General features: G+C 59.0%; 20 protein-coding genes. 8 read left to right on the top strand and 12 right to left on the bottom strand.

Going from position 1 to position 20,005, the window contains the following annotated elements:
• Positions 1–526: 526 nt before the first annotated feature.
• Entirely contained in the window at positions 527–799 is a 273-nt protein-coding gene (locus tag ACA044_RS07455; protein WP_497445791.1) for a hypothetical protein, read from the bottom strand.
• A 731-nt stretch (positions 800–1,530) separates the two neighbouring features.
• On the opposite strand from ACA044_RS07455, the gene ACA044_RS07460 reads away from it, so the two are divergent.
• Entirely contained in the window at positions 1,531–2,688 is a 1,158-nt protein-coding gene (locus tag ACA044_RS07460; RefSeq protein ID WP_497445792.1) for an MFS transporter, read from the top strand.
• A gap of 74 nt (positions 2,689–2,762) precedes the next feature.
• Here the strand turns inward: ACA044_RS07460 and ACA044_RS07465 are convergent, their stop codons facing one another.
• Positions 2,763–3,497, bottom strand: coding sequence for a DUF899 domain-containing protein (locus ACA044_RS07465; protein WP_497445793.1), 735 nt, complete (start codon positions 3,495–3,497; stop codon positions 2,763–2,765).
• 202 nt (positions 3,498–3,699) lie between these two features.
• On the opposite strand from ACA044_RS07465, the gene ACA044_RS07470 reads away from it, so the two are divergent.
• Positions 3,700–4,092 (top strand): transcriptional regulator, encoded by a 393-nt coding sequence (locus tag ACA044_RS07470; protein WP_497445794.1) that lies wholly within the window; start codon positions 3,700–3,702, stop codon positions 4,090–4,092.
• A gap of 120 nt (positions 4,093–4,212) precedes the next feature.
• On the opposite strand, the gene ACA044_RS07475 is transcribed toward ACA044_RS07470, so the two are convergent.
• The 3 genes from ACA044_RS07475 to ACA044_RS07485 form a co-directional block, all read right to left on the bottom strand.
• Positions 4,213–5,082, bottom strand: coding sequence for a DUF6279 family lipoprotein (locus ACA044_RS07475; protein ID WP_497445795.1), 870 nt, complete (start codon positions 5,080–5,082; stop codon positions 4,213–4,215).
• Positions 5,083–5,160: 78 nt separating this feature from the next.
• On the bottom strand, positions 5,161–5,877 hold the full coding sequence (locus ACA044_RS07480; protein WP_497445796.1) for a TorF family putative porin: 717 nt from the start codon (positions 5,875–5,877) through the stop codon (positions 5,161–5,163).
• Positions 5,878–6,098: 221 nt separating this feature from the next.
• The gene (locus ACA044_RS07485) at positions 6,099–6,287 is read right to left on the bottom strand and encodes a PFL_1563 family small protein (protein ID WP_017337097.1); all 189 of its coding nucleotides are present in this window, start codon (positions 6,285–6,287) and stop codon (positions 6,099–6,101) included.
• A 351-nt stretch (positions 6,288–6,638) separates the two neighbouring features.
• Between ACA044_RS07485 and ACA044_RS07490 the strand changes: the two genes are divergently transcribed.
• The 3 genes from ACA044_RS07490 to ACA044_RS07500 all read left to right on the top strand — a co-directional run bounded on the left by ACA044_RS07490 (position 6,639) and on the right by ACA044_RS07500 (position 10,515).
• The gene (locus ACA044_RS07490) at positions 6,639–7,475 is read left to right on the top strand and encodes a CvfB family protein (RefSeq protein ID WP_030131899.1); all 837 of its coding nucleotides are present in this window, start codon (positions 6,639–6,641) and stop codon (positions 7,473–7,475) included.
• 413 nt (positions 7,476–7,888) lie between these two features.
• A complete protein-coding gene (locus ACA044_RS07495; RefSeq protein ID WP_497445797.1) occupies positions 7,889–9,334 on the top strand; it encodes an NCS1 family nucleobase:cation symporter-1 in 1,446 nt (481 codons plus the stop codon).
• A gap of 248 nt (positions 9,335–9,582) precedes the next feature.
• Positions 9,583–10,515: a DMT family transporter gene (locus tag ACA044_RS07500; RefSeq protein ID WP_497445798.1), complete on the top strand. Its 933-nt coding sequence runs from the start codon at positions 9,583–9,585 to the stop codon at positions 10,513–10,515.
• On the opposite strand, the gene ACA044_RS07505 is transcribed toward ACA044_RS07500, so the two are convergent.
• Complete coding sequence (locus ACA044_RS07505) at positions 10,451–11,641, bottom strand: MFS transporter (protein WP_497445799.1); 1,191 nt, start codon at positions 11,639–11,641, stop codon at positions 10,451–10,453. The two genes, ACA044_RS07500 and ACA044_RS07505, sit on opposite strands and share 65 nt — an antisense overlap.
• Before the next feature lie 104 nt (positions 11,642–11,745).
• Here ACA044_RS07505 and ptrR point away from each other — a divergent pair, with 104 nt between their 5' ends.
• The gene (gene ptrR / locus ACA044_RS07510) at positions 11,746–12,639 is read left to right on the top strand and encodes a putrescine utilization regulator PtrR (protein ID WP_427626030.1); all 894 of its coding nucleotides are present in this window, start codon (positions 11,746–11,748) and stop codon (positions 12,637–12,639) included.
• Positions 12,640–12,778: 139 nt separating this feature from the next.
• Complete coding sequence (locus ACA044_RS07515) at positions 12,779–12,910, top strand: PA1414 family protein (RefSeq protein WP_256580670.1); 132 nt, start codon at positions 12,779–12,781, stop codon at positions 12,908–12,910.
• Between the two features lie 195 nt (positions 12,911–13,105).
• Here the strand turns inward: ACA044_RS07515 and ACA044_RS07520 are convergent, their stop codons facing one another.
• The 6 genes from ACA044_RS07520 to speB form a co-directional block, all read right to left on the bottom strand.
• A complete protein-coding gene (locus ACA044_RS07520) occupies positions 13,106–13,357 on the bottom strand; it encodes an acyl carrier protein (protein WP_497445800.1) in 252 nt (83 codons plus the stop codon).
• Between the two features lie 55 nt (positions 13,358–13,412).
• Positions 13,413–14,138: an MBL fold metallo-hydrolase gene (locus tag ACA044_RS07525; protein ID WP_497445801.1), complete on the bottom strand. Its 726-nt coding sequence runs from the start codon at positions 14,136–14,138 to the stop codon at positions 13,413–13,415.
• A gap of 87 nt (positions 14,139–14,225) precedes the next feature.
• A complete protein-coding gene (locus tag ACA044_RS07530) occupies positions 14,226–15,605 on the bottom strand; it encodes a sodium:solute symporter family protein (RefSeq protein ID WP_497445802.1) in 1,380 nt (459 codons plus the stop codon).
• A gap of 190 nt (positions 15,606–15,795) precedes the next feature.
• Positions 15,796–17,307, bottom strand: a complete 1,512-nt coding sequence (locus ACA044_RS07535; RefSeq protein ID WP_497445803.1) for a purine-cytosine permease family protein — start codon at positions 17,305–17,307, stop codon at positions 15,796–15,798.
• A 54-nt stretch (positions 17,308–17,361) separates the two neighbouring features.
• The gene (locus ACA044_RS07540) at positions 17,362–17,784 is read right to left on the bottom strand and encodes a YybH family protein (protein WP_497445804.1); all 423 of its coding nucleotides are present in this window, start codon (positions 17,782–17,784) and stop codon (positions 17,362–17,364) included.
• Positions 17,785–17,793: 9 nt separating this feature from the next.
• Positions 17,794–18,744 carry an agmatinase gene (gene speB, locus ACA044_RS07545; protein ID WP_497445805.1) on the bottom strand — a complete coding sequence of 317 codons (951 nt, stop codon included), beginning with the start codon at positions 18,742–18,744 and terminating at the stop codon, positions 17,794–17,796.
• A 355-nt stretch (positions 18,745–19,099) separates the two neighbouring features.
• On the opposite strand from speB, the gene ACA044_RS07550 reads away from it, so the two are divergent.
• Positions 19,100–19,993 carry a LysR family transcriptional regulator gene (locus ACA044_RS07550; RefSeq protein WP_258620607.1) on the top strand — a complete coding sequence of 298 codons (894 nt, stop codon included), beginning with the start codon at positions 19,100–19,102 and terminating at the stop codon, positions 19,991–19,993.
• Positions 19,994–20,005: the final 12 nt, after the last annotated feature.

The following is a 20,005-nucleotide window of genomic DNA, read 5'->3' on the forward strand; positions in this document are numbered from 1 at the left end:
TAGTAGTCAATGTCCCCCGCAGGGATGGAGTGCAGAGCTACAATTGAAAGGTATGCGCTCGGCGGAAGAGTGAGCATAGAAAAAAGGAAAAAAGGGACTGAAAAAAGGGGACGGATTTATTTATTTTTTGTTGGTTTGGTGAGTAAATAAATCTGTCCCCTTTTGTTCTCCTTTTGTTCTCGATAAAGGTGGGATATGGATAAGAAAATTTTTCAGTTCAGTGATATGGAGATATGGGCTCGCGGGGATCGATTTTTCGTACGATACGATGCCGGATCATCAAGTTGCTATGCGCGAGGATGAGATATCAGAGCAGGAAGCTCGGGAGGCTTCGCTGAGTACCGAAGCTGCTATGAAAATTTTGTTCGCTTTACAAAAGCGGTTGATACAGGGGGGTATCGATCCTTATGTGTCGAATACGAAGTAGGTTTAATAAGGGAAGTAAGTTGTACTGGTTAGTGGATGTGGTTGATTTACTTGTATGCACTGTATGAAACGGGCGCCCCATCGGCCGCCCGTTTTTCATTCACTCCGAAGCCTGTGCCCGCAGCCGTCTACCAATCACATCCATCAAATCACAACCATCACGCAACGGTATGGCCAGCAGTTTTGAAAAGTCGGAAAGCACCACCGTGTCGCAACCGATCTCGGCGCGAAAGGCGATGTTTTCCAGCACCTGAGTGACCGTGCGAATGCGGTAGTCGGCCATGGCGTGCAGGACGTCGAGTGGGGCTTGGGTGTCGATGAGCAGGGAGGCCGGGATCAGGTCGATTCCGGTGAGGGGCATGTATCTATCCATGGGTGGAGCCTCTTGTGATTGATGAGGACTCTCTGTGGTCAGGTCGCCAAACCCGGTCGCTTTTTGGGCGACGAGCGGGCTATAAGCTTCATCGTTCCAGCGGTGCAAGGCACCTGATTCCGAGGTTGTTGTAGGGCGTTTGCCCAAGTGCGGTCAGGCAACCGGATGCAATCTACAGAGCAGCATGGAACCTGCGGATTTGCTTCGCAAGGTTGACGCCTGGGGATTGATTTCTGATAAACGGCTAACGTAGGCTGCTTCCGTTGATCGTGTCAGTTATTTTTCAAGATTGAGTGAATGACGACACATCAGTACCAGATCAGGACGCTTCAATTTTACAAGGGGGGGGCGATAGGACCGTGTTGTTGCCTGCCTGTAATCGAACACTGCGAGTGCGTTGGTAAAGCGTTTGCGAATATCTGGTTATTGATACCTCCATGTCTCCCATCGTGTTGAGCTCACGTCAATTCACTGTGCATGTCCGCCCGGACGTCGCCCTTTTCTATAGCCATGTTGCGAACAGTCGTCGTCGCAGCATTTTATTTGCCTTTACCTTTTCTCCCCCTTCTCCAAAACGCTAAGTCGTTATTGAACCTATTGCTTGCCTGATCGTTGGCCGGGTGCTTTGCCCTGTCTGTTAGCGATTGCCTGAGCCTTTTTAACGGGACGTTCTCTTGGGTGGGGCGGGTCTATTGATGGATCAAACAGGCAGTGAGCCTGAGGTGTGGTGGATGAATAAATTATTGTTGGCGGCACTGATACTCGGCGTTTCCATTGTCGGGTTAAGTATCGGTTCGACCGTGCCAGTGGTCGCGTTGCGCTTGTACGAGGCCGGCGCTTCGAATGTGCACATCGGCGTGATGTCTGCACTACCGGCGGCCGGCATGATGCTGTCGGCCTTTCTGGTGGACTGGATCTGCCAGCGGTTGAGCCGCCGACATATCTATTTGGGTTGTTTCGCGCTGTCGGCCCTGAGTATTGCCGCCGTCGAGGTCTTCGCCTCGACGTTGTACAGCCTGGCCCTGGCCAGGTTGGTGATGGGGGTGGCTGCGGGGATCATCATTATTCTGGGGGAGTCCTGGGTGAATGAAATCGCCGAGGACTCCCACAGGGGGCGGGTCGTTGCGATCTACACCACCTGCTTCACGATTTTCCAGCTGCTCGGGCCGGGGATGGTGGCCCTGTTCGGCACCGCTGGGCCACAGGTGATCGGTGTGGTGATTGCCGGGCATCTTTTGGCGCTAGGGGTGATCGGGTTCACCTTGCCCAAGCAGATGAGCTATCACGGGCACTCGCAAAGCAAGACGTTCTCGGTGCTGGGCTTCATTCAAGTGGCGCCGGCGCTGTGCATGGGCATCATCTTCTTCTCGTTCTTTGATAGCGTGATTCTGTCGATGTTTCCGGTTTACGCCGCCGATCACGGCTACGCCATCAAGTTCGCTGCGCTCATGGTGACGGTGATCCTGCTGGGTGACGCGGCCCTGCAGTTTCCGTTGGGCTGGCTCTCGGACAAAGTCGCCAGGCCGATAATCTACCTGGGGTGCGGTGTGCTTTCTCTGGTAATTGGTGTGTGCCTGCCGTGGCTGATGAACTATCCCTTCTTGCTCTGGCCAAGCCTGGTGGTGCTCGGGGCGGTCGCCGGCGGGGTCTACACCCTGGCGATCATTCTGATCGGCGAAGGGTTCAAAGGCCCGGACCTGGTCACAGCGAATGCCAGCGCCGGGTTTTTATGGGGGGTAGGCAGCTTGCTCGGGCCGCTGGTCAGCGGCGCGGCAATGACAACCAGCGCCCACGGCCTGCCGTTGGCGCTGTCTGCTGCGGCTGCGCTGTTTGTGTTGTTTGCGTTGCCGCTGTTCAGGAGGACGGTCAGGGTGAAGGCGCTGGATTGAACGGCGGAGTCCCCCTTCAAGCCGAAACATGCAAGCGGGCTTGCTCGCGAAGGCCGCCCCCCGGGCTCTGAGCGCTATCCCCCATGGCAGCAGCCCGTTGAGGCCTTGTCCTCATACCGATCGTGATGCCGCACCCAATCCATGATTTCCTCTTCGTTGCGCCCCTTGGGCGTGAGGTCGAGGTAGTTGTAGGCGCCGACCAGCAGGTCCAGACCTCTCGCATAGGTGGAGTAGGTGTGGAAAATCTCGCCGGCGTCGTTGCGATAAAACACGCTGAGGCCGGGGAGTTCTTCTTCGGCGCCATCGGTTTTTTCGTAGTTGTAGGTGGCTTTTCCTGCGGCGACGTCTTCGGCCCGGGCGCAGACGCCAAAGTCGTAGTTGAAGTCGCAGCCTTCAGACGAAACCCAGTCGAATTTCCAGCCCATGCGCCGTTTGAATGGCTGGAATTCAGCGTACGGTGCGTGGGAAACCGCCACTACGGCCACGTCGTGGTGGGCCAGGTGTTGGTTGGCGCCGTCGAAGTGGTCGGAGAGGAACGAGCAACCGGGGCAGCCTTCGTCCCAGCCAGCGGCGAACATGAAGTGATAGATGATCAATTGGCTGCGGCCGCCGAACAGGTCGGCCAGGCTCAGCTCGCCGTTGGAGCCCTGGAAGCGGTAGGGTTTGTCGATTTTCACCCAGGGCAGGGCGCGGCGTTCGGCGCTGAGTTTGTCTCGTTCCCTGGTGAAGGCTTTTTCGTGGGTCAGGTGTTGTTTGCGGGCGGTGAGCCATTCTTCTCGGGACACGACCGGATGATTCTGAATGTTCATGGTGATTTCTCCTGCATGCTGTGGCGAAAGTCGATTCGCGCTGCGGGTTAAACCTTCTTACACAGCCTAGTCGTTTGGCCTGCGCTCAAATCGACAGGCCGCTGGTCGGTAGGGGGGGAAAACCTAGGCTGAACGGCTGCCCTCCCGATCGGTCACACCCTATGAAGGACATTTCACTCTCGGGCTTGGAGGTTGAATCAGGATGACGACTTATAACTGGGATTTGATTGAACGCTTGCTGCATGAAGTGCAGAACGGCGCTGGCCACAGTTTCACCCCTCGGCCCTATGCCGAGCAGCATGCGGCGGAAAAAGCATCAGAAGGCGAGCCGATCGAGAACCTGGATCACCTGAAAACGGTGGCGGGCGAGTACGAAAAATTACTGTTGGGACGGGGTTACATCGAGCCTCGGCCAGAGGACCAGGGTGGCAATGGCGCGAACTACATTTTGACGCCTCGGGGCTCGAGTTTGTTGAGCCTGATCGACAGCAGCATTCCGGGTAATGAGCATCCGCGCCAAGTGCTGGATGAGCAGGAAGATGCGCTGGATGAGTTGACGTTTGATGAAGTGGCGTCGAAGGCGCAGATTGCCTGATACCGTAAAAAGCTTCGCGGGCAAGCCTCGCTCCTACGGGTTTTGTGCCGTTCACAAAATGTATGAACGACGCTTATCTGTAGGAGCGAGGCTTGCCCGCGAAGTCTTTATCTTTAGAACCTATACCTGCCGCGCCGCTTTCAGGCATTTCAAATCAGTGAAATCCTTGCGCACGCCTTCAATTTTCTTCAGCAACCGTTCACGCTGAACCGGCGTGCTCTCGGCCATCAAGTCCACCAGCAGCGCCCGAGCCTGGGCTTCGGTGTTGGCGTAGGCCTCACGGTAAGCGGGTGTCCACAAACTCTCGCGATTCACCAGAAGTGCCTCGATTCGCTGTGGGAATTGTGGAGTCTGCCGTTGCGCGACTGCCGCGCTGAATTGCTGTTGCCAATGGGCGCGGTTGGCGATCCATTGTTTGTTCTGATCACCCAAGGCATTCGACCACGCTATTACCCGTTGTTGTTGGCTTGGGCTGAGCGGGCCGATCCAGTCATTCAGGCGTTTCTCCATGCGCTTGCTCCGCGCTTTGATCTGTTGTTCAAGAGACGGCTTGAGGTAGTCCTCCTGGCGTTTGCGCTGGTCCTTGGCGAAGGCGTCGTTCATTTCCGCGACTTGCTTGTCATCCAGGCCCTGCAACAGCTCGATGGTCGACGGGGTGATTTCCCGGGCGGTTTGGGCGATGGCCTGTTTGGCTTCCTGGGTGCGGGTTTGCAGTGCGGCGTCGGTGATCTGGTTGGCTTCGACCATGGCCTGTAAACGATCCAGCCAGTCGAGGTAGCCGGGTAATTGCGTTGTGCAGTGCCAGCTCAGGTGTTCATTGAGGCGCTCGTTGAACCAGTCTTTTTGCTCGTGGTTCATCTCCAGATAGTCGCTGAGCGTCCAGGGAATGATCACGTCGAGGTTGCGGTAAGCCAGGCCCACGCGGCTGCACGCGGCGACAGTGAGGCTGAGGGTGATGATGACGCCGATCTGTTTCCACCAGTGCGACATGGCAAGTCCTTGCGAAGACCTGGTTTCTTTAAGGGGTTCTTTTATGTGATCGCAGGATGAGCCCGGCAGTTCAGCCGACTAATAGAAGGCGCGTGCAGCCTTGAGCGTGACCAGGCCATCGCACTCGCTATTGTGGCCGGAATAGGCGGAGCAATCGCTGCCGCTCAGGCTTGAGTCACTGTAGATCAAGTCCAGATCGATGCCCATGAATGGCCGGGACAATTTCACTGACCAGTCGGTAAAACTGCCTACATACCCATCGTCGACGGACACCGGTGTGTTGAGTTGGTGGGTGGTGTATTTCAAGCTGATCCCGATGCCGAACGGCTGATTGCCACTGAGGTCGGCGAAGAGGGTGCTGTTCTGTTTGTCCGGGTCGTTGCTGAAGGCTGCGCCGAAGCGGCTGCCCAGCAGCGTCAGGCCGCCGAAAAGCTCCTGGCTGTCGGAGGTGTCCACTTTCGGGTAGCTGTAATGGATCATGCCCACTTCGTAACCGAGGGATTGATCGAAGGGCTGTTTAAAACCCATGTAGGAATCGACTTCAAGGTTGCTCGACGGGCTCAGTCCCATGCTGGGGGACCATTGACCCACATAGAAGCCGCTGTCGTGGCTCAGGTCGAGGCCACCGTGAAACGAGCCGGTTGTCGAGGGTTTGACCAGCCCTTGGGCCATGCTACGGCTGGGGGTGGTGGCGAGTTTGAGATCGAAGTCGCCCAGTTCGCGCTGGAAGACTTGCGCATCGGCGACCGAACTCGACAGCAGGCTGCCGAGCAGGAAAAGAAAGGGCTTGAGCATGCGTCACTCCATGAACAGCGAGGAGCAGGTCCTGAAAACCTGCTGAAACGCTTGATCCAGACACGTGCAAGCATACCGGCGAATGTTCGGCATCGAGGGCCGTTCGTCGATTTTTGAAATATTGATTTGTTTGATGGGGTATTGCGGGAGGGTTCCAGTCCAAGCGCTTCGAAGCTCAAAGCGCTTAGGGACCAGGTGACGCGGCGGATCTTTGGGGGATGTTACTTCTTGCCCAAAGTGATCTGCTTGGACGGGCCGAACGTCTGGCCGCTGACGCCTTTGGCAATTTGCTGGATCTCGCCACCGGACTTGAGGAACGCAGCGATCTGGTTGTTGATCGATTCGCTGGTTTCAACGGCTGGGGCTGGCTTTGCTTTGCTGTTGGATGCTTTTACACGCATGGCGGCCATTAACCTGTAGAAATTAACTTGGCCAGGCATCGTACAGGAAATACTTGACAATTGCTTGGTAAATATCCTCCCGAAATACACATTGCAGGAGCGCGAACAATCGCAAGTTATTATTTTGAATAGTCCCCTAAGCTGCTGTTTTAACTAAGAACCTCGGTGGAGAAATAGCGCTTTCCGGATGGGCTGGCCAGGGCGTGGAGCACCCGAACGGCCTGACGAGCGGCCAAACGCACGGGGCAAACCCCAGGAAAATTAAGGCCTGCCACGGATTTTCTCGCGCCACCGGGCCGGCCGCCGAACGCCGCCCGCAAAACCGGGTAGAATGCCGCCCACGCAATGAGGGTATTGGACATGGCTTTAGTCGGGCGCTACAACAGTTTACAAGTGGTTAAACACACTAACTTCGGTTTATATCTGGACGGTGGGGCGGACGGTGAAATACTCCTGCCTAATCGTTATATCCCCAAAGATATTCCCAGCGAAGATGAAGATTGGCTCAACGTTTTTATTTATCTGGACAGCGATGACAAACTTATCGCCACGACCGAAAAGCCGAAAGTTCAGGTCGGTGAATTCGCCAGTTTGAAAGTCGTTGAAGTCAACAGCATCGGCGTGTTCCTGGATTGGGGGTTGCCGAAGGATCTGCTGCTGCCGTATTCCGAAGAAAAGCGTCAGATGACCGCCGGTGAGTATGTCGTGGTGCATGTCTATCTCGACAAACACACGCGGCGCATCACCGCCACTGCGCGTCTGGACCGTTACCTGGACAAGACCCCGGCCAATTACACCCCGGGCCAGGAAGTTGATTTGCTGGTGGCCGAAGCGACCGATATGGGTTTCAAGGCAATCATCAACAACAAGCACTGGGGCCTGATCCACAAGAACGAAATCTTCAAGTTCATGCGCGCCGGTAAAGAAGAAAAGGGCTTTATCAAAGAAGTCCGCGCCGACGGCAAGATCAGCCTGAGCCTGCAACCGGTAGGCGAAGAAGCCGCCACCAGTCTGAACTCGAAGATTCTCGCCAAGTTGCGCGATAACAACGGCACCCTGCCGGTGAGCGACAAGAGCGACCCGACGCTGATCAGCAGCATGTTCGGCGTCAGCAAGGGCAACTTCAAAAAGGCCATCGGTGCGTTGTACAAGAATGGCCAGATCGTCATTCATGCTGATCGCATTGAACTGAGCTGACCTGACCTTACGCCGGCCCCTGTAGGCGCTGCCGCAGGCTGCGATATTTTGACTCGCAGCCTGCGGCAGCTCCTACGATAGGCGTTGGGCGCAAAATCCCCGATTCACCACAAATCCAATGTGGGAGTGAGCTTGCTCGCGATCGGCTGCGCAGCAGTCACCCCTCTCTGTTGTATACATAAAATCCTGCACCGTTTGCAGGCGCGTACGCCCTGTTCATGGGCATTACTGCCAACTCTACGCCTTAAAAGCTTTGCACTGAACAGGGTTGAAAGCCCGAGTTGTCACACCTTTAGTTCGTATGGCACGCATTCTGCGTAGTAACTCGTATACAAACCATGCCGGCTCCCGTACGCAGTGTGGTCGCCGCATCAATCTCGGGGGCCGCGCCTGTACTTTCGAGGAGCCCTGCGATGACCGAGCAATTGCCCAACGGCTACAGCCCACGCCTGTATAACCAGGACCTGGGGCCGCTGCCGCAGAAATGGAATTGGTACAACATCTTCGCCTTCTGGATGAGCGACGTGCACAGCGTCGGCGGCTATGTGTTTGCTGCCAGCCTGTTTGCACTTGGGTTGGCCAGTTGGCAGGTGTTGATTGCCTTGCTGGGCGGTATTTGCATCGTGCAATTGATTGCCAATCTTGTGGCCAAGCCCAGTCAGCAGGCGGCGGTGCCGTACCCGGTGATCTGCCGACTGGCGTTCGGGGTGTTCGGGGCGAATATTCCTGCGGTCATCCGCGGCCTGATCGCGGTGGCTTGGTACGGAATTCAGACGTACCTGGCGTCCAGTGCGCTGATCATCGTCGTGTTGCGCTTTTTTCCTTCAATGGCGGCCTACGCCGAACCGCACTTTGCCGGTTTGTCCTACCTCGGGTGGTTCGGTTTCCTCAGCCTGTGGTTCGTTCAGGCGCTGGTGTTCTGGACCGGCATGGAGTCTATCCGCCGCTTCATCGACTGGGCCGGCCCCGTGGTGTACGGCGTGATGTTCATGCTCGCCGGCTGGATCGTCTGGCAGGCCGGCTGGAGCAACATCAGCTTCACTCTGGCGGAAAAGTCCCTGTCTGGCTGGGAAGCTTTCGGCCAAGTGATTGTGGCAACGGCGTTGGTGGTGTCGTACTTTTCCGGTCCGACCCTGAACTTCGGCGATTTCAGTCGCTACTGCCGCAGCATGAACGACGTGCGGCGCGGCAACTTCTGGGGCCTGCCGGTGAATTTTCTGGCGTTCTCCCTGGTGACCGTGGTGATCGTTTCCGGCACTTTGCCGGTGTTCGGTGAAATGCTTCACGACCCGATCGCCACCGTGGCGCGCATCGACAACAGCGTAGCGGTGCTGCTCGGTGCCTTTGCCTTCGTCACGGCGACCATTGGCATCAATATCGTCGCCAACTTCGTGTCCCCGGCGTTCGACTTCGCCAACGTTGCCCCGAGCAAGATCAGTTGGCGTGCCGGCGGCATGATCGCCGCCGTGGCTTCGATCTTCATCACCCCGTGGAACCTGTTCAACAACCCCGAAGTGATTCACTACACCCTCGACGTGCTGGCGGCATTCATCGGCCCGCTGTTCGGGATTCTGCTGGTGGATTACTACCTGATCAAAAAACAGCAGATCGACGTCGATGCGCTGTTTAACGATGGCCCGAGCGGACGTTATTACTACAGCGGCGGGGTTAATTGGACGGCGGTCAAGGCGTTGATTCCGGCCACCCTGATGGGCGTTGCGATTACCTTCATCCCGGTCTTGCAGCCGATGGCCAACTTCGCCTGGTTCACCGGCTGCTTCCTTGGCGGCGTCCTGTACTTCGCGCTGGCCAAACGCGAGCAGGCACAGCAGTCGGCGGCGCTGGTCGTGGCGGGATGACGCAAGCGGCGATTTAAAGGTCTTTGCGGATCGGTAGCAGCTGGCGAAGCCTGCCTTCGGCAGCTGCTACCAAGAGTGTGTCGCGGCTGAAGTTGCGGGTATTAGTCTTTTGCAGACACCTTTTTCTGTCCATCTGGTTAATAATCGACAGCATAATTTTTCGCCCCGGCACTCTGCTCAGCCAGAAGGCCGGGGCTTTGCTTTTACTGTCGAGTCCCTGCCATGGATTGTGTTATCGAGGTGTTCCGGTGAGCGCCAGCCGGCGTAGCGCCGATGGGTTTGCCCTGCAAGTGATGGTCGGGTTGTGCCTGATCTGGGGCGTGCAGCAGGTGATGATCAAATGGGCCGCGCCCGACATCGCGCCGGTCATGCAGGCGGCGGGGCGGTCGGGTATTTCCGCGTTGCTCGTAGGACTGTTGATTTGCTGGAAGGGTGGCTGGGATCAGGTCGGTAACACCTGGCGTGGTGGGTTGCTGGCCGGTGCGTTATTTGGCCTGGAGTTCTTCTTCATTGCCGAAGGCTTGCAACTGACCACGGCGGCGCACATGTCGGTGTTTCTCTACACCGCGCCGATCTTCACCGCGTTGGGCGTGCATTGGTTGCTGCCGAGTGAGCGTTTAAGACCGGTGCAGTGGCTGGGGATTTTTCTAGCCTTCGTCGGCATTGCCATTGCGTTCGCCGGTGGCGTGTCCTGGGACAACCTCGACCGCCGCATGTTGTTGGGTGATGCGTTGGGCGTGCTGGCCGGCGCGTCGTGGGGCGCGACCACCGTGGTGGTGCGCGCTTCACGTCTGTCGGAAGCGCCGGTGACTCTGACGCTGTTTTATCAATTGATCGTCGGCTTCGTCGGCCTGTTGTTGATCGCGATCCTCAGCGGTCAGGTCACCCATGTCAGCCTGACCACGGTGGCAGTGGCCAGCGTGCTGTTTCAGGGGTTGGTGGTGTCGTTCTTCAGTTACCTGACCTGGTTCTGGCTGCTGCGCCGTTATCTGGCGGCGAACCTGGCGGTGTTTTCGTTCATGACGCCGCTGTTCGGCGTCACGTTCGGCGTGGTGCTGCTGGGCGAAGAATTGAGCCTGAACTTTGTGATCGGCGCGGTGCTGGTTCTGCTGGGGATCACTTTTGTGAGCGCAGAACAGTGGGTCCGCCGTCGTTTACGCAAAGCACTTGGGCAACCCTGACCGGATTCAGCAGCAAACCGCCGGCAATGAGCAAGCCGCTACCGGCGATCACCAGCGCGGGTTGCAAGCCACCGCTGAAATGACTGCTCAGCGCCGCCAGCAACGGCCCGCTGAGCTGACCCACGGCGAAGCACGCAGTCAGCAGCCCGGCGTTGCGCTGGGTGGCGTGGGGCGCCAGTTCCCGGGAGCGCTGCATCACCAGTTGCATGCAAGCCAGGAAGGGCCCACCACACAGGATCACCCCTAGCGCCAGGCCGGCACCGCTGCCCAACAGGCAAGCAAACACGCCAGCGGCTTGCAGCCACAGCGTCGTCATCAGCCAGTGACGGGTGGCGTTCGGGTTGTGTCGACGCAGGCTGACCAACACCACCCCGGTCGCCGCCGCGAGGCCGAAGCACGGCCAGAACAGATCGGCTTGCCATTGCCCACGAAACTGCGCGCTGGCCATTTGCGAGAGGAAAGTGGCCGGGATGATGTAGCCCAAACCGTACAGACCATAAATCACCGGTAAACGTCCGACGCCTTGGGCGCCCGACGTTGCGGCAGACGGTGTCGCCGTAGAAGGGGCGGCCGGCTGCGGCAGGAATGGCACAATCCCCAGCAGCATCACCAGCCCGACGCCGGCATACACCAGCCACAAGGTCGCGGACGTCTGACCCAGCAGGTTCGAGCCCAAGGCCAACAACCCCGTCAGAAAAATCCCCAGACCCGGCCCGGCAAAGACCAGGGCGCCGAGCCGCGGACGACCGGCCGCCGCGGCCAGCGGTTGGCTCAACGCGGTAATCATCACCAGCACCCAGGCGCTGGCCACACCCGTACCGAAACGCAGCGCCAGATGCGACCAGTACCCGTTGGCCCAGAACGAGGCCAGGGTGAGCAGCACACAGAGCCACAAACCACCGAGCAGGCGCCGACGAACCTGATCGGGGCGACGGGCAAACATCGCGTCCACCGCGCCGACGAAGTAGCCGAGGTAGTTGGCGGCGGCAATCAGACCGGCGGCGGTCAGGTCGACCTGGCCTTCGCTGAGCAAGTGCGGCAGTTGCGGCGTCAGGGCGAAACGCCCGATGCCCATGGCCATCATCAGGGCGATGAAGCTGGCGGTTAAGCGAATCAGAGGGGACATGGTCTGAGTTCCGTTTCGAGGATCAATGACCGTCAGGCTAGGACTGATTGACTTTCTTTAAAAATGAATAATAGTGAGAAACTTGTTCTGATTTGGAGAATGGCGTGGAATTCAGCCAATTGCGGATCTTCCAGGCGGTGGCAGAGGAGGGCTCCATTACCCGCGCTGCTGAACGCCTGCATCGCGTGCCGTCCAACCTGTCGACCCGGCTCAAGCAGCTTGAAGAGCAACTCGGTGTCGAACTGTTCGTACGCGAGCGTCAGCGTTTGCAGTTGTCGCCTGCGGGAAAAGTCCTGCTGGACTACACCGCCAAGCTGTTCGCCCTGCACGACGAAGCCCACGCGGCGGTGCAGGGCGGGCAACCGGCCGGGGATTTCGTGCTGGGCACCATGTACAGCACCGCCGCGATTCATCTGCCAGAGCTGTTGGCGCGATATCACCGCAGCTATCCGGCGGTAAACCTGCAGGTGCAATCGGGGCCCAGCGGCGAATTGCTCGAAGGTCTACTCACCGGGCGTCTCGATGCGGCGCTGGTGGACGGTCCGCTGGAACTGGCCGGGCTCGATGGCGTGCCATTGTGCGACGAACGGCTGGTGTTGATCAGCGAGGCCGATCATCCACCAGTACGCAGCGCGCTGGATGTCGAAGGGCGTTCGGTGTTCACGTTTCGTCAGGGCTGCTCCTATCGGATGCGCCTGGAAGCCTGGTTCGCCCATGATCACGCGGCCATGGGCCGGGCCATGGAGATCGAGTCTTATCCGGGGATGCTGGCCTGCGTGATTGCCGGCTCCGGCGTGGCGCTGATGTCGGAGTCGATGCTCGCCAGCCTGCCGGGGCGCGAAAGCGTGGCGGTGCATCCCTTGGCCGAGCCGTTCGCCAGCGCGACCACCTGGCTGATGTGGCGCAAGGGCATGGTCGGCGCCAACCTGAATGCATGGATCGAGCAGCAGCAGGCGGTGTATCCGTCGGCTGCGATTCAGGCCCAGGCAATTGCTTGAACGAACGTCCAGGGATTTGGATCAATTCAGTAACAGATCATTGCGATGTTGGACGAGCATTGCGTAGGACTTCGGACTATTATCAGTGCGAAGGGGCTACAGAACTTCGGCCGCTCGGCACTACCCTGAAGGGGGCACCATGAAAGAGAAAATCCAAAACTGGCTGCATGACCTGGGTGTCGCACTCGGTTTGATTGAACCGCCTCTGCAACCCGTGCCTATTCGCACTGACGACGAACAACGTCGCCGCCAGCAGCAACGCCGCCGGTAAGCCTGGACTGGGGGCATGCCTGTGGCGAGGGAGCTTGCTCCCGCTGGGCTGCACAGCAGCCCCCATCGATCACCACCGAGGTGTATCAGGCAGCATGCGGATCCTGTTTCTGCGACTGCTGCGCAGTCGAGCGGGAGCAAGCTCCCTCGCCACAAAAGTCTGCAGTTTTGCCTCAGAGGTGCATTTCAACCCGTCTCAATACCGCCCGATCTCAATCAAAAACCGGCTCAAGTCGTCGACGGTCGTCGCGTTCTTGAGCATCCGGTCTTCTTCGGCGGTAAACGCCGTCAAGCCCAGCTGATCTTCCAGATGGAAGAGCAGCTCTTCGATATCTTCTTTATCCAACCCCAACTGCACCAGACGGGTGTTGTCGTCAAAGTCATCCTGATTTTCCAGCAGGCGGCTGATGAAGCGATGCACGGCGGCACGAACGGCGTCTTTTGTCATGATTGTTCTTCGAGGGCGTCATTGTTGTTGTCCCTGGTGCTGAGTACAGCAGGCTTCAGGCGTGTCGGCGCTGCCATTCGTCAATCATCGTGCGTAAATACTCCCCGGAAAAACTCCCGAAATGCCCGCCGTGCACCGTGCGCACCGGCAGCGCTCGCAAGCGTTGCAGGCTGCGGGCATAGTCGTCGAGGTTGGAGTGATAGGCGTTTTCGATCAGCGGCCCGTCGTAGATGATGTCGCCGCTGAACAGGGTTTCGGTCGCTGCTTCAAACAGGCTGATGCCGCCCGGTGAATGTCCTGGCGTGTGCAGCACTTGCAAGACCCGATCACCGAGGTCGAGCACGTCGCCTTCTTCGATCAAACCTGTGGCCGGTGCGGCTTTGACCCGGTATTCGGCGTAGCACAACGGGCAGTCGGGGTGAGCCTCGAACATCTCATCACCGACGAAAAGCTTGCTCAGGGTGTTGTCGCCGTCGGGCTCGGCGAGGATCTGTGCTTCGGCCGGGTGCACCAGCCGTTCGGGGAATTCGTGATGGCCGGCGATGTGGTCGAAATGGCAATGACTGGCCACCGCCACCAGTGGTCGTTCGGTGATCCACGGCAATTGTTCGCGCAGGCTGACCAGGCCGGAACCGCTGTCCAGCAGCAAATCCTTGTCACGCCCCTGAATGTGCCAGAGATTGCAGCGGTAAAAGGGCCGAATGTAGGGCTCGTGAATCAGGCGTATGCCGTCGCTGAACTGTTTGACCTCGAACCACTGATCGCGGCTGACGATCTTCATGGGCAGATTCCTTCAGGCGAAAAAAAACGGGTGTGGCAACCGACGCCACACCCGTCGAAGAAAAAGTGAAGCCGTATAACGTAAAGATTAGATCGCGCTCGCCACCACTGCCGGGCGACGGGACAGCAAGCTGACCACAACGAAACTCACCAGACCCACGCCGAGGCTGTAGTAGATCGGGGTGTTGGCGTCCATGCCGTCCTTGATCATGAACAGCAGCGCGGTGGCAAAGCCCAGGCCCATGCTGGCGATGGCGCCGGCGGTGGTTGCGCGTTTCCAGAAAATCGCACCGATCAGCGGGATCAGCATGCCGCCCACCAACAGGTTGTAAGCCAGGGTCAGGGCGCTGATCACGTCGTTGACCACCAGTGCGATCCCCAGCACGGCAATACCGGTCAGCAGGGTGAACAAGCGGTTGATCCTCAGGCTCGACTGTTTACCGCCGCGCAGTTTTGGCAGCAGGTCTTCGGTCAGGGTGGTGGAGGCGGCCAGCAAACCGGCGCTGGCGGTGGACATCATGGCGGCCAGTGCCGCAGCGATCACCAGGCCACGAATGCCGTCCGGCAGGGACAGTTTGACGATGGCGGCGAAGGCGTTGTTGACGTTGTCCAGGTCCGGGATCAGCACGTGTGCCGCCATGCCGATCAGGGCGCAGGCCAGACCGTAGAGGATGCAGTAGATACCCGCGAAGGTACCGGCGTACTGAGCGACTTTGGCGGTCTTGACGGTGAACACCCGTTGCCAGATGTCTTGACCGATCAGGATGCCGAAGAAGTAGATCATGAAGTAGGTGATGATGGTGTCCCAACCGATGGTGGTGAAGCTGAAGGCGGCTGCCGGCAGTTTCATCACCAACTCATCCCAGCCGCCGACGCGGTACAGGCAGATTGGCAACAGGATGAACATCAGGCCTACGGTCTTGATCACGAATTGCACGATGTCGGTCAGGGTCAGGGACCACATGCCACCGATGGCCGAGTAGACCACCACCACGCCACCGCCGAGCAGTACCGAGATCCAGAATGGCAGGCCGAACAGTACTTGCAGCACCGTGCCGATGGCCAGGATCGAGGTCACGCCGATCATCAGCGCATAGGCCAGCATGATCGCCGCGCTCGCCGAGCGGGCCATCGGGTTGTAGCGTTTTTCCAGCACCTGGGTGACGGTGTAGATTTTCAGCTTCAGCAGCGGTTTGGCGAGGAACAGGTTCAGCGCCACGATCCCGCAACCCAGTGCGGCGCACAGCCAGAAACCGGAAATGCCATGGACGTAGCCCAGACGCACAGTGCCGACGGTGGATGCGCCACCCAGAACCGTAGCGGCCATGGTGCCCATGTACAGGGTCGGGCCGAGGTTACGACCGGCGACCAGGTAGTCTTCGTTGGTCTTGGCCTTGCGCATGCCAAAGTAGCCGAGCACCAGCATCGCGGCGGCGTAAATGAGAACGACGAATAAATCCAAAGCCATGATGGCGTGTCTCCGATTGTCTTTTTTATGGTGAGGCGAAAATCAATCTTTGTGGGAATACCAATTCCTGTAGGAGCGAGGCTTGCCCGCGAAGGGAGCACCGCGGTCCGCCAGGCAGACCGCGTCATCGTTCTTCGCGGGCAAGCCTCGCTCCCACAGGTAATGCGTTGACCACAGGTAATGTGTTGAATCAGGCGGCTTGTCGCATCGCCGGTTTACCGAGCGAGTCCTTGCCCTTGCTGCGTGCATCGGTCGGGCCAAATACTTCCCGCGATTCCGGGAACAGGCTCAGCAACGTCAGGTACACCAGCGACGCCAGACCGAGGGTCACCGGCAGGCTGATGTCGATCCCGCCGGCCAGATTGCCCAGCGGCCCGACAAACTGCCCCGGCAGATTCACGAAGCACAAACCCACCAGCGCGCTCGGGATCCAGGCCCCCAGGCCACGCCAGTTCCAGCCGTGGGTGAACCAGTAACGGCCACCTTTTTCGCCACGGGTGAACACTTGCAGGTCATCCGGGCAGTAGAAGCCGCGACGCATCAGCAGGCCGATGATCATGATCACCATCCACGGGGTGGTGCAGGTGATGATCAGCACGGCGAAGGTCGACACGCTCTGCACCAGGTTCGCCGCAAAGCGCCCGATGAAGATGAAGGCAATCGACATCACGCCGATCAGCAGCGTGGCCTTGACCCGCGACAGCACCCGTGGGAACACGCTGGACATGTCCAGCCCGGTGCCATACAGCGAAGTGGTGCCGGTGGACATGCCGCCGATCACTGCAATCAGGCACACCGGCAGGAAGAACCAGCTCGGCGACACCGCCAGCAGACCGCCGACGTAGTTGTTGGCCGCGATGTAGTCCGGTGCCTTGATCGCCACGATGGTGGCGGTGGCGAGCCCGAACAGGAACGGGATGAAGGTGGCGATCTGCGAGATCACCACGGCAGCCATGATCCGGCGCTTGGAGGTGTCACGCGGGATATAGCGCGACCAGTCGCCGAGGAACGCCCCGAAGGAGATCGGGTTGCTCATCGCTACCAGTGCAGCGCCGATGAAGGCCGCCCAGAAACCCGGTTGACCGAGGCTGACGCTGCCGGCGTAATTCACATCGAAAGGACCGGCGAAAGCGAAGACGCCCAACAGGAACAACAGGCTGGCGCTCCACACGGCGATCTTGTTGACCCACAGCAGGAAGCGGAAACCGTAGATGCACACTGTCAGCACCAGGATTGCGAACAGACCGTAGGCCAGGCCCAGGGTCAGGTCGGTTTCCGGCAGGCCGATCAGGCGTTTCGCGCCACCGATCAGCGCATCACCCGAGCTCCACACCGAGAGTGAGAAGAAGGCGATGGCGGTCAGCAGCGACAGAAACGAGCCGACGATTCGCCCGTGCACGCCGAAGTGCGCACCGGAAGACACCGCGTTGTTGGTGCCATTGAGCGGACCGAACAGGCCCATTGGTGCAAGGATCAGCGAACCCAGCAACACACCCAGCACAATCGCCCAGACGCCCGCCTGAAAAGACAGGCCGAACAGTACCGGGAAACTGCCGAGCACGGCGGTGGCAAAGGTGTTGGAACCGCCGAAGATCATCCGGAACAAGTCCGTCGGGCCTGCGGTGCGTTCGTTGTCCGGGATCTGTTCGACCCCGTAGGTTTCGATTTGCGTAAGGCTTTGGTCTTTGTTGTTGTTATTCATGATCTGCTCCGATCATAAAGGCGCGCTCATCGTGTGTGAGCGTCACCTGTTTGGCTAAGGGGGTGGCAGCCCTTCCGGCATGGCGGACAAATGTTCGTGGCAGGCCAGCCATAGGCCTTGTTGTTTTTGGCCAGACGCCTGTTTCTTGAAAACAATCGTCTCGCGCTCCTGGCTGAAGTGTTGCTCCCCTTGCATGCGCAGCTCGGTGGCTACGTCATGGATGAAAATCGCCACGTCACCCTGCAGGCTGACGAAGGCGTTGCTCGAGGTGCATGACAGCACCTCGAAGCCGTCCTCGGCGCGCCAGGTGTCCCACAACGCCTGATAGGCATCGCGCGACAGCAGGGGCTGCTCGAGGGTGTAGAACACGAAGCTGGCATCAACGCTGAATGCGCCGAAGTAAGCTTCGCGATCGTTACGGGCAAAGGCCGACACCAGCTCGGCGGCGGCGTTGAGTACCTGATCACGTTCGCTCATGACCGATCCTCAGCGATGCGCCACGCCCGGCAGTACGCAGAGCATTTCGTACAGCAGGTTGGCGCCCAGCAGCGAGGTGTTGCCGGTGGTGTCGTACGCTGGCGAGACTTCTACCAAATCGCAGCCGACCAGGTCGAGGCCTTGGCAACCGCGAACGATCTCGATCGCCTGAATGGTCGTCAGACCGCCGATTTCCGGGGTGCCGGTACCGGGTGCCCAAGCCGGGTCGATACCGTCGATATCGAAACTCAGGTACACCGGACCGCCACCGACTTTCTCGCGCACTTCAGCCATCAGCGGGGCCAGGGATTTGTGCCAGCATTCTTCAGCCTGAACCACACGGAAGCCTTGATTGCGGCTCCAGTTGAAGTCATCAGCGGTGTAACCCTGAGCGCGCAGGCCAATTTGCACCACGCGGTCGCAATCCAGAAGACCTTCTTCTACAGCGCGACGGAAGGTGGTGCCGTGGGCGATTTTCTCGCCGAACATATGATCGTTCACATCGGCGTGAGCGTCGATGTGAACCAGGCCGACCTTGCCGTGCTTTTTATGGATGGCACGCAGGATCGGCAGGGTGATGGTGTGGTCGCCGCCCAGGGTCAGAGGGATCACATCGTGTTCGAGGATGTTGTCGTAGGCCTCTTCGATGATCCGTACGGCGTCGAGCAGGTTGAAGGTGTTGATCGCCACGTCACCGATGTCGGCCACCGACAGCGAGTCGAACGGTGCAGCACCGGTGGCCATGTTGTACGGGCGGATCATGACCGATTCAGCGCGGATTTCACGCGGCCCGAAACGGGTGCCGGGGCGCAGGGAAGTGCCGATGTCCAGCGGGATGCCGATAAAGGCAGCGTCCAGGCCGGCAGCAGATGGCAAATGGGGGAGTCGCAGCATGGTGGCGATGCCGCCGAAGCGCGGCATTTCGTTGCCGCCCAGTGGTTGGTGAAGAATCTTGTCCACGGGTAAGGCCTCATCGTCGTTGTTTTATTTATGCAGGTAAGCCGCTCGGGGAGAGACGGGCACCGCTGTGGGCCGATTCTGCGAAATGCAGTGGCCGGGAAGAATCGCTACGGGCAAATACTTAGTTCAGATTTTTCTAAACTAATGAAGACGGTAGCGATAGACTTCTGACCACACGCAGAACCCCTGTGGCGAGGGAGCTTGCTCCCGCTGGGCTGCGAAGCGGCCCCAAAACCATTCACTTCGTTGTGTCTGGTGGATCGCATTGCCAAGTTTACGACTGCTGCGCAGCCGAGCGGGAGCAAGCTCCCTCGCCACAAAAGCAACATGCACTACCTTGCAACCGGAGCCCCCCATGGCCAATGCTTTACCCGACCTGAAACTATTGCGCATCTTCGTCAGCGTGGTCCGCCATCAGGGGTTCGCCAACGCCCAACACGAGCTCAACCTGTCGACCTCGGCCATCAGCACTTACATGAGCCAACTCGAAGCGGCCCTCGGTCTGGTGCTTTGCCATCGCGGGCGCGGTGGTTTCAGCCTGACCAGCAAGGGCGAGCTGTTCCATCAGGAAACCCTGCGTCTATTGGCCGAACTCGAAGGTTTCGAACAATACGCCGCCGCCCTCAAAGGCGAGTTGCGTGGCACTCTGAACCTGGGCGTGATCGACTCCACCGTCAGCGACAAGGCCTTGCCGTTCGCCGAAGCCATTGGCGCCTACAGTCAGGAACACCCGGCGGTGCATTTGCATCTGTCGGTCATGAGCCCCTACGAACTGCAACTCGGCGTACAAGACAACCGCCTCGACCTAGCCATCGGTGCCTTTTCCACACGCATGAGCGGTCTGGTCTACATGCCGCTCTACCGCGAGCAACACTGGTTGTATTGCAGCAGTCGCCACCCGCTGTTCACCGAGCGGCGCATCCCCGAGCAAGTCATCACCCAGCAGCGCATGGTCGGTCGCGGTTATTGGAGCCAGGCAGAGCTGGCCCGCCACGGTTTCAAACACAGCGCGGCGACCGTGGAAAGTATGGAGGCCCAGCTGATTCTGGTGCTGTCCGGCGCCTACATCGGTTACCTGCCGGAGCACTACGCCCAGGCCTGGGCCGACAAGGGTGATTTGCGCGTGCTGCTGCCGGCGACGTTCGGTTATCAGGCGCCGTTCTCGATGATCGTGCGCCGTGGCCGCAGCCGCGAACCGCTGATCCAGACCTTCCGCGACCTGCTCAAAGCGCAGCTCAATCAGGCCTGAGGGAGAAAAACC

The organism is Pseudomonas sp. LBUM1673, assembly GCF_059695645.1.

Coding starts and splice junctions, on each gene's coding strand:
- ACA044_RS07520 (WP_497445800.1), bottom strand. CDS start 13,357: ATGACAAAAGACGCCGTTCGTGCCGCCGTGCATCGCTTCATCAGCCGC.
- ACA044_RS07485 (WP_017337097.1), bottom strand. CDS start 6,287: ATGGCCGCCATGCGTGTAAAAGCATCCAACAGCAAAGCAAAGCCAGCC.
- ACA044_RS07525 (WP_497445801.1), bottom strand. CDS start 14,138: ATGAAGATCGTCAGCCGCGATCAGTGGTTCGAGGTCAAACAGTTCAGC.
- ACA044_RS07530 (WP_497445802.1), bottom strand. CDS start 15,605: ATGGCTTTGGATTTATTCGTCGTTCTCATTTACGCCGCCGCGATGCTG.
- ACA044_RS07515 (WP_256580670.1), top strand. CDS start 12,779: ATGAAAGAGAAAATCCAAAACTGGCTGCATGACCTGGGTGTCGCACTC.
- ACA044_RS07470 (WP_497445794.1), top strand. CDS start 3,700: ATGACGACTTATAACTGGGATTTGATTGAACGCTTGCTGCATGAAGTG.
- ACA044_RS07495 (WP_497445797.1), top strand. CDS start 7,889: ATGACCGAGCAATTGCCCAACGGCTACAGCCCACGCCTGTATAACCAG.
- ACA044_RS07460 (WP_497445792.1), top strand. CDS start 1,531: ATGAATAAATTATTGTTGGCGGCACTGATACTCGGCGTTTCCATTGTC.
- ACA044_RS07550 (WP_258620607.1), top strand. CDS start 19,100: ATGGCCAATGCTTTACCCGACCTGAAACTATTGCGCATCTTCGTCAGC.
- ACA044_RS07540 (WP_497445804.1), bottom strand. CDS start 17,784: ATGAGCGAACGTGATCAGGTACTCAACGCCGCCGCCGAGCTGGTGTCG.
- ACA044_RS07490 (WP_030131899.1), top strand. CDS start 6,639: ATGGCTTTAGTCGGGCGCTACAACAGTTTACAAGTGGTTAAACACACT.
- ACA044_RS07465 (WP_497445793.1), bottom strand. CDS start 3,497: ATGAACATTCAGAATCATCCGGTCGTGTCCCGAGAAGAATGGCTCACC.
- ACA044_RS07535 (WP_497445803.1), bottom strand. CDS start 17,307: ATGAATAACAACAACAAAGACCAAAGCCTTACGCAAATCGAAACCTAC.
- ACA044_RS07505 (WP_497445799.1), bottom strand. CDS start 11,641: ATGTCCCCTCTGATTCGCTTAACCGCCAGCTTCATCGCCCTGATGATG.
- ACA044_RS07475 (WP_497445795.1), bottom strand. CDS start 5,082: ATGTCGCACTGGTGGAAACAGATCGGCGTCATCATCACCCTCAGCCTC.
- ACA044_RS07480 (WP_497445796.1), bottom strand. CDS start 5,877: ATGCTCAAGCCCTTTCTTTTCCTGCTCGGCAGCCTGCTGTCGAGTTCG.
- ACA044_RS07455 (WP_497445791.1), bottom strand. CDS start 799: ATGGATAGATACATGCCCCTCACCGGAATCGACCTGATCCCGGCCTCC.